Source organism: Streptomyces sp. RK62 (assembly GCF_018070255.1).
Classification (GTDB): Bacteria; Actinomycetota; Actinomycetes; order Streptomycetales; family Streptomycetaceae; genus Streptomyces; species Streptomyces nigra.
In genome coordinates this window covers 107860-120828 of sequence record NZ_JAGPYD010000007.1, presented here as the reverse complement: position 1 = coordinate 120828, position 12969 = coordinate 107860, and the positions used below count along the sequence as shown (strand labels likewise).

Annotated in this window: 9 protein-coding genes; 5 read left to right on the top strand and 4 right to left on the bottom strand. The window is 74.3% G+C overall.

The window, feature by feature from the left end:
- Positions 1 to 15: 15 nt before the first annotated feature.
- From KBY32_RS15130 to KBY32_RS15120, 3 genes are all read right to left on the bottom strand, one after another.
- Complete coding sequence (locus tag KBY32_RS15130; protein WP_374224944.1) at positions 16 to 954, bottom strand: aldo/keto reductase; 939 nt, start codon at positions 952 to 954, stop codon at positions 16 to 18.
- 67 nt (positions 955 to 1021) lie between these two features.
- Entirely contained in the window at positions 1022 to 1453 is a 432-nt protein-coding gene (locus KBY32_RS15125) for a hypothetical protein (RefSeq protein WP_210980419.1), read from the bottom strand.
- 55 nt (positions 1454 to 1508) lie between these two features.
- Positions 1509 to 2375 carry a bifunctional DNA primase/polymerase gene (locus KBY32_RS15120; protein WP_115504358.1) on the bottom strand — a complete coding sequence of 289 codons (867 nt, stop codon included), beginning with the start codon at positions 2373 to 2375 and terminating at the stop codon, positions 1509 to 1511.
- A gap of 376 nt (positions 2376 to 2751) precedes the next feature.
- Here KBY32_RS15120 and KBY32_RS15115 point away from each other — a divergent pair, with 376 nt between their 5' ends.
- The 5 genes from KBY32_RS15115 to KBY32_RS15095 all read left to right on the top strand — a co-directional run bounded on the left by KBY32_RS15115 (position 2752) and on the right by KBY32_RS15095 (position 8493).
- The gene (locus KBY32_RS15115) at positions 2752 to 3078 is read left to right on the top strand and encodes a hypothetical protein (protein WP_055620976.1); all 327 of its coding nucleotides are present in this window, start codon (positions 2752 to 2754) and stop codon (positions 3076 to 3078) included.
- A 326-nt stretch (positions 3079 to 3404) separates the two neighbouring features.
- Positions 3405 to 4670, top strand: a complete 1266-nt coding sequence (locus tag KBY32_RS15110; RefSeq protein ID WP_210980571.1) for an OB-fold domain-containing protein — start codon at positions 3405 to 3407, stop codon at positions 4668 to 4670.
- Positions 4667 to 5833 (top strand): lipid-transfer protein, encoded by a 1167-nt coding sequence (locus tag KBY32_RS15105; RefSeq protein ID WP_210980418.1) that lies wholly within the window; start codon positions 4667 to 4669, stop codon positions 5831 to 5833. The genes KBY32_RS15110 and KBY32_RS15105 overlap by 4 nt, the downstream gene beginning before the upstream one ends.
- A 267-nt stretch (positions 5834 to 6100) precedes the next feature.
- Entirely contained in the window at positions 6101 to 6661 is a 561-nt protein-coding gene (locus KBY32_RS15100) for a SigE family RNA polymerase sigma factor (RefSeq protein WP_115504356.1), read from the top strand.
- A gap of 188 nt (positions 6662 to 6849) precedes the next feature.
- Entirely contained in the window at positions 6850 to 8493 is a 1644-nt protein-coding gene (locus KBY32_RS15095) for a long-chain fatty acid--CoA ligase (RefSeq protein ID WP_210980570.1), read from the top strand.
- A 162-nt stretch (positions 8494 to 8655) separates the two neighbouring features.
- Here the strand turns inward: KBY32_RS15095 and KBY32_RS15090 are convergent, their stop codons facing one another.
- A complete protein-coding gene (locus KBY32_RS15090; RefSeq protein WP_210980417.1) occupies positions 8656 to 12807 on the bottom strand; it encodes a PAS domain-containing protein in 4152 nt (1383 codons plus the stop codon).
- Positions 12808 to 12969: the final 162 nt, after the last annotated feature.

Here is a 12969-nt window from a genome sequence, read left to right as displayed (position 1 = left end):
GCTGGCTCCAGGGAATCATCGGGCTTCCTCGAAGCGGGTCATGTGGGTGTCGGTGAGGGGTACTTCGCGGGCGGCCAGGGCCTCCTCGATCTGTTCCACGCGGCTGGCGCCGACTATGGGGTCGATGTTCTGGTGCATCAGCCATGCCAGGACCACCTGGTTCCGTGTCGCCGACAGGTCGGCGGCCACCTCGTCCAGGACGGCCAGCACCCGCGTCGTGCCGGGGTGATCGTAGGCCGCCGGGAGCGGCTTGTCCGGGCGTACGTACGAACCCCAGATCAGGGCGCTGTACGCCCACACCGCCAGCCCCTCCGATCGCGCGAGGTCCAGGTCATCGGCGGTGAGGAGGCGGTGGCCGGCCTCCGGGAGCGGGGTGAGGGGGCGGGGCTGGAGGAGGGAGTGGCGTAGTTGGAGGGCTGTGTACGGCTCCAGGTGCCGCTCCCTGGCCAGGGAGCGGGCGCGTTCGACGCGCCAGGCGGCGTGGTTCGCCGCGCCGATCCGCAGGGCCACGCCCTTGGCGACCAGCTCGCCGAAGGCGCCGACCGTCTCCTCCAGCGGGACCGTGCGGTCCTCGGCGTGCGCCCACAGCAGGTCGACGTGGTCGACGCCCAGGCGCCCGAGACTCTCCTCCACACCGCTGCGGACGGCCCGCGCGGACAGTCCTTCGGCGCTCTGCGGCCAGGAGTGCGGGACGAGCGGGTTCTGCCGGACCTTCGTCGCGATCCGCACCGCGTCGCGCGCGCCGGGGCGGGCCCGGAGCCACGCGCCGATCACGCGCTCGCTCGCGCCGCCGACGCCGCTGGGGTCGTTCCAGAAGGAGTAGCAGTTCGCCGTGTCGAGCCAGACCCCGCCACCGGCGACGAAGGAGTCGAGGATCGCGAAGGCCCGGTCGGGGTCGACGCGGGTGCCGAAGTCCATGGTGCCCAGGACTATTTGGGAGTTCTCGGTCGTCATGGCGGTCATGCTGGTGTCTGGAGCGCGCTCCAGGTCAAGAGGCCCCCGCAACCGACGAGAACAGGTGCTACAGCTCGTCGTCCTCTGCCAGGGACTCCCAGTCGATCCTCCGCAGCGACTCCTCGGCGTCGTCGCCGGACGGCACGCCGACCGTCTGCTGGAACCAGACGACCGTGAGCGCCGAGCGGTGCAGGACCGGGTCGAGGCCGGGGTCGAGGGCCGACGAGCGGAACGAGCCGACGCAGGCCACGGGCGGCAGGGTCTCGACCGGGCCGAAGGGGCCTGCGTGCGAGTCGTCCCGCTCCGGCGTGGGCGGGATCAGGTGCACCGGGGTGCCCGGGTGGGTGCGTTCGGCGGTGGTCAGGAGACCGCGGATCGTCATCTCGTTGACCGGCTTGCAGGGGTAGCCCTCCAGCATGCCGCCGTACGTCGAGGTCAGCCGCAGCTCGGCGAGATCGAGGGAGCGGCCGGACGTGAGGGTGACGCGGGTCAGGGGCATGGGCGGACTGTAGGGCGGGGGTGCGGCGGGAGTCGCCCCGTTTTCGCCGCCGGGGTCACGGGTGGTGGCCGGTCAGGCGCGCCGCCGAGGCGATCGTGGCGCGGGCCTCCCGTTCGGTCAGCCCGGTGTCGAGGGCCGCCTCGACGAGGGGTTCGACCAGGCCGGGCCCGATGCCGTCCTCGTACGCCCGGCAGGCCGCCCAGAACAGGCGGGTGTTGCGCTGGCCCTCGTGGGCCGCCATGACGAACTGCACGAGCCCCTGCCCGTGCCCGCCGGCCGACGGGGGCGTGGGGTGGTGCGGGCGCGGCGCGGGTAGCAGCAGGCGCAGCAGCGCGCGCGGGCAGGGCGCCGGGCCGATGTGGGAGGTGCCGGGGGCGGTGCGGTAGACGCCGTGCTCGGTGCGGGAGCCGGGGCCGACCAGGTAGCCGCCGGCACCGCGGATGTCGATGCCGGGCGCGAGCCGGCCCGCCGAGTTGGGGACGACGACGTCCGGCGGCCCGGTCAGCCACAGATGCCGGCCGCCGCTCGGGGTGAGGACGACGACGGTCGGCGGGATGGTGAACAGGTGCCGCAGCGCCAGTTCGCGCAGGGCGGCCGAGGAGTCCGCGTCGGACTTGGTGTCCAGGTCGACGCCGATCAGATGGTGCGGCGGCAGTCCGCAGGCGATGCCGTAGCCGGTGGCCCACGGGGCGGCGGCGAACAGTTCGCGGATGCGGGCGGGGTCGGTGGTGGCGTCGTAGACCCCGTGGCCGGGGCGGCCGCATTCGCCGTGGCAGGGGGTGGGCGCGGGGTCGTCGCGGTGCGGGGAACGCAGGGCCGGGAGCTTCGTCCGGGACAGGGGGATGACGGCCAGTCCGCGTTCGGCGGCTGACAGGGCGTGTGCGAGGGCCAGCGTCGTGGCCTGCCGGTCGGTGGTGGCCATGCCTCTATGTTCGTACGCGTGTTCGAAAAAGGGAAGGGGGAGTGGGGTGTTCGGTGGGTGACACGCCGACGGGGCGGGTGGGGTCGGGGTGGCTGATGGAACCTTTCGTCCCTTGCGGGGCTTGGGGGCGGTCTGTCCTCTGGAGTCCCGACTGGGCGCTAAGTGTGGTGAAAGGGGTTTATCGACTTGTCATCACGCTTGAGGGCGAATAGGGCCGTCCGGGGTGGTTCGCCGGGGTTCCGGTGGGCAACTCTGATCTCGCGACGTCGTGCAGGACTCCGGGGCGGTCGGCCAACTGCCCGGAGAAAAGCAGTACTTCACGCACCACCAACGCGTCCGGCGGGGAGCTCGGGCGCACCTGTTCTGGAGGAACAACATGGCAAGCATCCGTACCGCCCGCGTCGTCGCCGCCGTCTCCGCACTTCCGCTCGCCGCAGCCCTGTTCGCCGGGGTGGCCAGCGCGGACAACGGCGCATTCGCGGACGACGGATCCAGTGCGGCCGTCTCGACCGCCGTCCAGGGCCTCCTCGGCAGCGGGGTCGGCGGCGACAACTTCGGGACCTCGTCGACCACCCAGCAGCAGGCGACCGGTGCCGGGGCCGAGAACGAGAGCAACACCGCCCAGGTCAACGGCTCCGCGGCCACCGCGCTCAATCAGGGCGACGGCAACACGGCCGTCACCTTCACCCCGCTCTGGTGGTGAGCTGAGAGGGCCGGTGCCCCGGTGCTCAGGCATCGGCCCTCTCTGTCCGTGGGTGTGCTGGTGGGGTTTCACATGGCTGCGCGGCGGTGCTCCGGTACCGCCGCGCAGGCGTGTCCGGCCACCTGTCCGCCACCCGCCCGTCCACCTGTCCGCCGCCCGCCCGTCCACCTGTCCGGCCGCCTTCGGCCCATCGGGCGCCCTTGACAGCGCCCCATATCTGACGGACAGTCAGAAACCTTCGGGAGCCTCGCGAGAAGGACCAGGAGGCGGCGGTGGGCGGCGACTTGGCAGCGCGGCTGAAGGCGTACGAGGGACGGCCTGCCGCCATGGCACGCGCCGGCAAGGACCCCGTGAACGCCCCGATGATCCGGCACTGGTGCGAGGCCCTGGGGGACACCAACCCGGCGTACACCGGCCCCCACGCCATCGCCCCGCCCACCATGCTCCAGGTGTGGACCATGGGCGGCCTCTCCGGCCACGGCGGCCGCACGCACGCCTACGACGAACTGCTCGCGCTGCTCGACGAGGCCGGCTGCACCTCGGTCGTCGCCACCGACTGCGAGCAGGAGTACGCGCGCCCCCTGCGCCCCGGCGACGAGATCACCTACGACTCGGTCATCGAGTCGGTGTCGGAGCGCAAGACGACCCGGCTCGGCACCGGGCACTTCGTGACGACCCGCACGGACGTCCGCGCCGGCGGCGCCCTCGCCGGCACCCACCGCTTCCGCATCCTCAAGTACGCGCCCGCCCGGTCCGGGGCCGGTACGGCACGGGGCACGCGCCCCCGGCCCGTCGTCAACCGCGACAACGCCGGGTTCTGGGAGGGCGTACGGCGGCACACCCTGCTCATCCAGCGCTGCACGGGCTGCGGCACGCCGCGCCACCCCTGGCTGCCCGGCTGCAACGCCTGCGGCGGGGCCGACTGGGACACCGCCGAGGCGTCCGGCGAGGGCACGGTGTACTCGTACGTCGTCATGCACCACCCGCCCTTCCCTGCCTTCGACCCGCCCTACGCCGTCGCACTCGTCGAACTGGCCGAGGGGGTCCGGATGATCGGCAACGTGGTGGGCGTGCCGTACGACAAGGTGCGGATCGGGCAGCCGGTACGGCTCGAGTTCCGGCACTACGACGACGAGCTGGTGCTGCCGGTGTGGCGCGCCCAGGGAAGCGCCCCGGAGCCCCCGGAGCACCCTTACGTTGCCGACAACGCGCTGCCCCCGCTCGAGATCCCCGTCACCCGCACCCTGATCGTCGCCGGTGCCCTCGCCTCCCGCGACTACCAGGACGTCCACCACGACCCCGAGCTGGCCCGCCGCCGGGGCTCGCCCGACATCTTCATGAACATCCTGACGACCAACGGCCTCGTCGGCCGCTATGTCACCGACCACTTCGGCCCCACCGCGACCCTGCGCAGCGTCGCCATCCGGCTGGGCGCGCCCAACCACCCCGGCGACACGATGGTGCTGACGGGCACGGTCGAGGCCGTCGACGACGGCGGCACGGCGACCGTCCGCGTGGTCGGCGCGAACCGGGCCGGCCGCCATGTGACCGGCACGGTGACGGTCACCGTCCCCGGCAAGGACCCGTCATGAGCGCGCGCGGCCGGGACCCGCTGTCCGGACGGGCGGCCGTCGCCGGGATCGGGGCCACCGAGTTCTCCAAGGACTCGGGGCGCAGCGAGCTGCGGCTCGCCGTGGAGGCCGTACGGGCCGCGCTCGACGACGCCGGTCTGACGCCGGGGGACGTCGACGGGCTGGTGACGTTCACGATGGACACCAGCCCGGAGATCACGGTGGCCCAGGCCTGCGGGATGGGCGACCTGTCCTTCTTCTCGCGCGTCCACTACGGCGGCGGCGCGGCCTGCGCGACCGTCCTGCAGGCCGCGCTCGCGGTCGCGGCGGGCGTCGCCGAGGTGGTCGTCTGCTACCGGGCGTTCAACGAGCGGTCGGGCCGGCGCTTCGGCGCGGGCGTCCAGCACCGCGAGCCGTCGGCGGAGGGCGCGGCCCTCGGCTGGGCGCTGCCCTTCGGGCTGCTCACCCCGGCGTCCTGGGTGGCGATGGCCGCCCAGCGCTATCTGCACCGGTACGGGCTGACGCCGGAGGCGTTCGGGCATGTGGCGGTCGTGGACCGCCGGTACGCGGCGACCAACCCGGCCGCCCACTTCTACGGCAGGCCCATCACCCTCGCCGACCACGCGGCCTCGCGCTGGATCGTGGAACCGCTGCGCCTGCTGGACTGCTGCCAGGAGACGGACGGCGGCCAGGCCCTGGTCGTCACGTCCGTGGAACGCGCCCGGGACCTGCCGCACCCGCCGGCCGTCGTCGCGGCGGCCGCCCAGGGGGCCGGGCGGGGGCAGGAGCAGATGACGAGCTTCTACCGGGACGACCTCACCGGCCTGCCCGAGACGGGCGTGGTGGCGCGCCGGCTCTGGCGGACGGCCGGGCTCGGCCCCGGGGACATCGACGTGGGCATCCTGTACGACCACTTCACGCCCTTCGTGCTGATGCAGCTGGAGGAGTTCGGCTTCTGCGGCCGGGGCGAGGCCGCGGACTTCGTGGCCGAGGAGCGCCTGCCCCTCAACACCCACGGGGGCCAGCTCGGCGAGGCGTATCTGCACGGGATGAACGGCATCGCGGAGGGCGTCCGGCAGGTGCGGGGCACGGCAGTGAACCAGGTGCCGGGGGCGTCGAGGGTGCTCGTGACGGCGGGCACGGGGGTGCCGACCTCGGGACTGGTCCTCACCGGCGACGGGTGACGGCGGGGTGTGGATCGGGACCGGCCCTCGCCTCCGACGGGTGACGGCGGGTCCGTGGACCGGGACCGGTCCTCGCCTCCGACGGGTGACGGCGGGCCGTGAATCGGGGACGGGGCGGGGCGGATCGGGGACATCCCGCAGTGGGAGGCGGGGTGGCCGTCCACCTTCAGGAGGTGGAGCAGGCCCCACCCCTACAACCTGAGGCGGACGGCGCTTCGGCACCTGCGGCCGATCCGCCGGAGCGGGGTCCGCTCATAGCGTGGAGCCATGACCCCACCCGTCTGCACCAGCGCCTCCGACGCCGCGACGCGGTCCCTGCCGAACGCGGCGTACCCCTCCTTCTCGTCGTACGTACGGGCCCGCCAGCCGGTGCTGCTGCGTACCGCCCGCTCGCTCACCGCGAACCCGAGCGACGCCGAGGACCTGCTGCAGACCGCGCTGGCCAAGACGTACGTGGCCTGGGAGCGGATCGAGGACCACCGGGCGCTCGACGGCTATGTGCGGCGGGCCCTGCTGAACACCCGCACCTCGCAGTGGCGCAAGCGCAAGGTCGACGAGTTCGCCTGCGAGGAGCTGCCCGAGCCGGAGCCCCTGCCGGGCCACGACGACGACCCGGCGGAGCGGCAGGCGCTGCGCGACGCCATGTGGCGCGCGATCATGCGGCTCCCGGCACGGCAGCGGGCGATGGTCGTCCTGAGGTACTACGAGGATCTCAGCGAGGTCCAGACGGCCGAGGTGCTCGGGGTCTCGGTCGGCACGGTGAAGTCGGCGGTGTCGCGGGCGCTCGGCAAGCTGCGCGAGGACCCGGAGCTGGCGCCGGTCCGGTGACCGTCATTGGGGCCCGGAACCGGTGGGAATCCTCCCCTCACCCGTAGCCGCAGAGCCCCGTGAACGCAACGTGACATGATCGATCACCCGGCCCTAGTGACATACCACGCGGTATGCGCGCAGAATCTCCGCATCCCTTACCGCCGCGTAGGCAATGTCGCCCCCGGGAGGACGCCGTGCTGAGCACCATGCAGGACGTACCGCTGCTGATCTCGAGGATTTTGGCCCACGGGTCGACGATCCACGGCACATCGCAGGTCATCACCTGGACCGGCGAGGCGGAACCGCACCGCCGGTCCTTCGCCGAGATCGGAGCCCGCGCCGGGCAGCTGGCGCACGCCCTGCGCGACGACCTCGGCGTACGCGCCGACGAACGGGTCGCGACCCTCATGTGGAACAACGCCGAGCACGTCGAGGCGTACTTCGCGATCCCCTCCATGGGCGCGGTCCTGCACACCCTGAACCTTCGCCTGCCGGCCGAGCAGCTGGCCTGGATCGTCAACCACGCGGCCGACCGGGTGGTCATCGCCAACGGTTCGCTCCTGCCCCTGCTCGCCCCGCTGCTCCCGCACCTCAAGACGGTCGAGCACGTCGTGGTGTCGGGCCCCGGCGACCGCTCGGCCCTCGCGGACGCCGGCGTCCAGGTCCACGAGTACGACGAACTGATCGCCGGCAAGCCCACGGCGTACGACTGGCCCGCGGTGGACGAGAACCAGGCCGCCGCCATGTGCTACACCTCCGGCACCACGGGCGACCCCAAGGGCGTCGTCTACTCGCACCGCTCGATCTACCTGCACTCCATGCAGGTCAACATGACCCAGTCGATGGGCCTGACCGACCAGGACACCTCGCTGGTCGTCGTCCCGCAGTTCCACGTCAACGCCTGGGGCCTGCCGCACGCCACCTTCATGACCGGCGTCAACATGCTGATGCCGGACCGCTTCCTGCAGCCCGCCCCGCTCGCCGCGATGATCGAGAGCGAGAAGCCGACCCACGCGGCGGCCGTCCCGACCATCTGGCAGGGCCTGCTCGCCGAACTGACCGCCCACCCGCGCGACGTCTCCTCCCTCACCCAGGTCACCATCGGCGGCTCGGCCTGTCCGCCCTCGCTGATGGAGGCGTTCGACAAGCTGGGCATGCGGGTCTGCCACGCCTGGGGCATGACGGAGACCTCGCCGCTCGGCACGGTCGCCCGTCCCCCGGCCCACGCCGTCGGCACCGACGAGGAGTTCGCGTACCGGCTCACGCAGGGCCGCTTCCCGGCGGGCGTCGAGGCCCGGCTCACCGGCCCCGGCGGCGAGCGCCTCCCGTGGGACGGCGAGTCGGCCGGCGAGCTGGAGGTCCGCGGGCCCTGGATCGCGGGCGCCTACTACAACGGCCCGGACGCCGAGCCGCTGCGCCCCGCCGACAAGTTCAGCGAGGACGGCTGGCTGAAGACCGGCGACGTCGGCGTCATCTCCCCCGACGGCTTCCTCACCCTCACCGACCGCGCCAAGGACGTCATCAAGTCCGGCGGCGAGTGGATCTCCTCGGTCGACCTGGAGAACGCGCTGATGTCCCACCCGGACGTCGCCGAGGCCGCCGTGGTCGCCGTCCCGGACGACAAGTGGGGCGAGCGCCCGCTGGCCACGGTCGTCCTGCGGGAGGGGGCCACCGCCGACTTCCGGACGTTGCGCGCCTTCCTCGCGGAGGAGGGGCGGATCGCCAAGTGGCAGCTGCCGGAGCGGTGGACGGTGATCGAGGCGGTGCCGAAGACGAGTGTGGGCAAGTTCGACAAGAAGGTGCTGCGCAGGCAGTACGCGGAGGGTGGGTTGGACGTCACCCAGCTCTGACGGGGGCGTTGTCTTGTAGGGGAACTGTCGTCGGTCGGCCGCGGGTTGTGGGTGGCCGGTCGCGCAGTTCCCCGCGCCCCTTTGGGGGGGTGCTGTCGGTGGTCGGGTGCGGGCCGGTTGTGGCTGGTCGCGCAGTTCCCCGCGCCCCTGAGGGGCGCGGGGTCAGTTTGTGCCGATCCGTGACAGGAGGTCCACGATGCGGGTCTGGACCTCGGGGCTTGTCGAGCGTTCCGCCAGGAACAGGACCGTCTCGCCGGATGCCAGGCCCGGCAGGTCGGCCTGGTCGACGGCGGCCGTGTAGACGACCAGCGGCGTGCGGTTGAGCTGCCCGTTCGCGCGCAGCCAGTCCACGATGCCGGCCCGGCGCCGGTGCACCTGCAGCAGGTCCATCACGACCAGGTTCGGCCGGAAGTCCCCGGCCAGCGCCACCGCGTCGGCGTCGCTCGCCGCACGGGCCACCTGCATGCCCCGCCGCTCCAGCGTCGCCGTCAGCGCCAGCGCGATCTCCGCGTGCTCCTCGATCAGCAGCACCCGCGGCGGATGCTGCTCACTGTCCCGGGGCGCCAGCGCCTTGAGCAGGACGGCCGGGTCGGCGCCGTACGCGGCCTCCCGCGAGGCCTGCCCGAGTCCCGCGGTCACCATCACCGGCACCTCGGCGGCCACCGCGGCCTGCCGCAGCGACTGGAGCGCGGTCCGGGTGATCGGCCCGGTCAGCGGGTCCACGAACAGCGCGGCAGGGAAGGCGGCGATCTGCGCGTCGACCTCCTCGCGGGAGTTGACGATGACGGGCCGGTAGCCGCGGTCGCTCAGCGCCTGCTGGGTCGTCACGTCCGGCGCGGGCCACACCAGCAGCCGCCGCGGGTTGTCCAGCGGCTCCGGGGGCAGCTCGTCGTCCATCGGCTGCGGACGCGGCGGATCGGCGACCTCGACGGCCCCGCCCGGCCCGTCCAGCGGCTCGGGTCCCTCGGCGGCGTTCTCGTCCGGGGCGCCTATGGCGTACGACCGCCCGGCCGCCTCGGTCACCGGCGCGAGCCGTGTCTGCCCGGCCCCCGACGGCGGGGACGGCTGCGGCTGGGGCGCGGCGGGCGCCGTCTGCTCGGCCTGCGGATGCGGACGCGCGGGCTGCTCGGCCGCCGCACCCGCACCGGCACGGGCGGCGGGGTCGGGCGGCGTGCCCAGCTTGCGACGCCGGCCACCGTTCGTCTGGTGCGGCGGGGGCGTCGGCGGCGAGGGCTGCTGCACCTGGGCCGCCTGCCGGGTGAACGGCACGCCCTGCCCCAGCGTGCGCACGCTGATCGCGCGCCCCTGGGTGGAGTTGGGGTCGACGGGCGCGCCGGGCGCCTCGGCGGGCAACGGCTGCGCGGCCCGCTGCGGCCGTCCGGCCGCCGCCTCGGGCGGCAGCGGGGTCCCGGGCGCGGGCGTGCCCTGCGGCACCTGCGGCTGGGCGGCCTGCGGCGGTACGGCGCCACCCCCGGCGGTGCTGTCGGCGGCGGGCCACTGCTGGGGGACGGAAGCCGGGGCCGGGGCGCCCTGTGCGGGCGTGCCCTGCGCCGGGGTGCCCTGGCCGTGCGGCGCCGGTGCCTCGGCGGGCAGCGGCCCACCCGGAACGGCGGCGGCCGGAGCCACGGGCTGCTGTGCCGGGACGGGGGCGGCCACGGGAGCCGGGGCGGCGGCCGGAACGGGCTGCGGCACCGTCTGCTGAGCCTGGGCCTGAGCCTGAGCCTGGGCCTGAGCCTGAGCCTGAGCCTGAGCCTGAGCCTGAGCCGGGGCCGGGGCCGCAGGCGCGGTCGGCGCGGTCGGGGCGGCCTCCTCCGCCGGGCGGGCCACGGCACGCCGGCGCCGGCCGGTCGGCGCGGTCGTCGGGTGCGGCTGCGGCGGGGTGTGGTCCTCGGCCGGGTCGTGCGCGACGGCGTCGTGCCGTCCCTCGTCGGCGGCCTGCGGCGGTACGGCGGCCTGCGGCGCGGCGGCGGCCGGTTCCACGACCGTGCCGGGCGCGCGGTCGGCGTCGGCCGGTGGCAGCGCGAACACCTGGCGGGAGCCCGCCTCCTGGGCCTGCGCGGCGGCGGCCCGTTCGGCGGCGGCGGCCAGCGCACGCCGACGCCGGCCGGTCGGCTGCGGGGCGTCCTCGGCGGGCTCCGGGGCGGCGGCGCCGGCCGCGGGCAGCGCGGGTGCCGGGGCGGGCGCGAGCGCCTGCTGCTCCCCGCCGTCGCGCCGGGCACGGCGTCCGCCGGACGCGGGCACGCCCTGCGGCGGCACGGTCCCGCCCAGGTTGTTCCCGACGGCCGCGGTGCCCGCGCCATGCTCGCCGGCCATGACGACGGCACCCTCGGAGACACCGTCCGCACCGGGCTCGGCCGGGCGTCCTCGGCGCCGTCCGGTGCCACCGGAGGCCTCGGGGGCGTTCTCGGGGGCAGCGGCGGCCTGGGGAAGCGCGGGCGCGGCAGCGCGCCGGCGCCGACGGCCGGTCGGCGCGGCGTTCTCCACCCCGGCGGCGGCCTCGGCGTCGGCGGGGGAGTCGCTCTCCAGGAAGGCGTCGACGGAGGACCGCCGGGCCCGGCGCCGCCCACCGCCACCGGGCTGCCCGGCGTCGTCGGAACCGCCCGGCTCCTCGTCGGAAGCGGCGGGAGCGGCAGGAACGGCCGGAACGGCTCCCGCGCCACCCCCGATCGGCACCTCGAGGACGAACGCGCTGCCGCTCATCCCCGGCACCTCGTGCGTCTGCAGCACACCGCCGTGCGCGCGGACGATCCCGCGCACGATCGGCTCGTGCACCGGGTCTCCCCCGGTGTACGGCCCGCGCACCTCGATACGGACGACCTCGCCGCGCTGCGCCGCCGCGACGACCACGGTGTTGTCCAGGTAACCGCCCGCCGACACCGGCGAGTTGCCGGTCGCGTCGACCCCGGCGACGTCCGCGACGAGATGCGCCAGCGCGGTCGCCAGGCGCTGCGGGTCGACCTCGGCCTCGATGGGCGGCGCGTGCACGGCGAACTGCACCCGGCCCGGCCCGATCAGTTCGACGGCGCCGTCGACACCCGCCGCGACGACGGCGTCGAGCATCACCTTCGTCCGCTGGATCTGCTCGGCCCCGGCGTCGAGCCGCTGGTAGCGCAGGACGTTGTCGATCAGTGTCGTGATCCGCGAATAACCAGCGGACAGGTGGTGCAGCACCTGGTTGGCCTCGGGCCACAACTGCCCCGCGTCGTCGGCCGCCAGGGCCGCCAGCTCGCGCCGCAGCTCGTCCAGCGGGCCGCGCAGGGAACCGCCGAGCAGCGTCAGCAGCTGCTCGTGCCGCACGGTCAGCGCCTCGTGCCGGTCCTTCTCGCGCTCCCCGAGGGCGGCGTAGCGCTCCTCACCGGCGGCGAGTTCCTCGGCGTGCCGCTCCTCCAGCTCCTCGAGCTCGGCGACGTGCTTCTGCCGCAGCGCGGTCAGCTCGGAGGCGTGCTCCTCGGCGAGGCGCTCCAGCTCCTCCTCGTGCTGCTTGCGCGCCGCCTCGCTCTCCTCCGCGAGGGCGTCGTACGGCCGCCGGTCGGTGAAGGTCATCACGGCGCCGACGAGCTGGTCGCCGTCGCGTACGGGAGCCGTCGTCAGGTCGACGGACACCTTGTCGCCGCTCTTGGACCACAGCACCTGCCCGCGCACCCGGTGCTTGCGCCCGGAGCGCAGCGTGTCGGCGAGCGGGGACTCCTGGTACGGGAACGGGGAGCCGTCGGGACGGGAGTGCGCGACCAGCGTGTGCAGCTCGCGGCCGCCGAGGTCGCTGGCCCGGTACCCGAGGATCTGGGCGGCGGCCGGGTTGACGAGGACGATCCGCCCGTCGGTGTCGGTGCCGACGACGCCCTCGGAGGCGGCGCGCAGGATCATCTCGGTCTGGCGCTGCGAACGCGCCAGCTCGGCCTCGGTGTCGACGGTGCCGGTCAGGTCCCGGACGACGAGCATCAGCAGCTCGTCGCCGCTGTAGCCGTAGCCGTCGTAGGCCTGCTGGCCGTTCTCCAGATTCGCGGACGTGACCTCGACCGGGAACTCGGTGCCGTCGGTCCGGCGGGCCATCATGCGGGTCGGCTTGGTCCGGCCCTGCGGGTCCATGTGGTCGGGGCGGCGCATCGAGCCCGGGATGAGCTTGGAGTCGAACTCGGGCAGCAGATCGAGCAGCCCGCGCCCCACCAGCGCGGTGCCCGGCGCCTCGAAGGCCTCCAGGGCGATGGTGTTCGCGTTGACGACGGTCCCATTGGCGTTGACCAGCACCAACGCATCGGGAAGCGCGTCGAGTATGGCTGCGAGGCGAGCAGCGCCTCGGGATGGCCTGCTGCTCACGAGACGCTTCCTCCCTGTTACCGCACCTAGCCGACCGCTCCGGCCATCTTGCCAATCGGCCCGCGGCGTGTCACGCGAGGGAGTCTAAGGGCTGGGGTTGCGCTCGCGACGCCGGATGAGAGCGAGGTCGCACCTGGCGGTGACCCAGAACGTATGACCGCC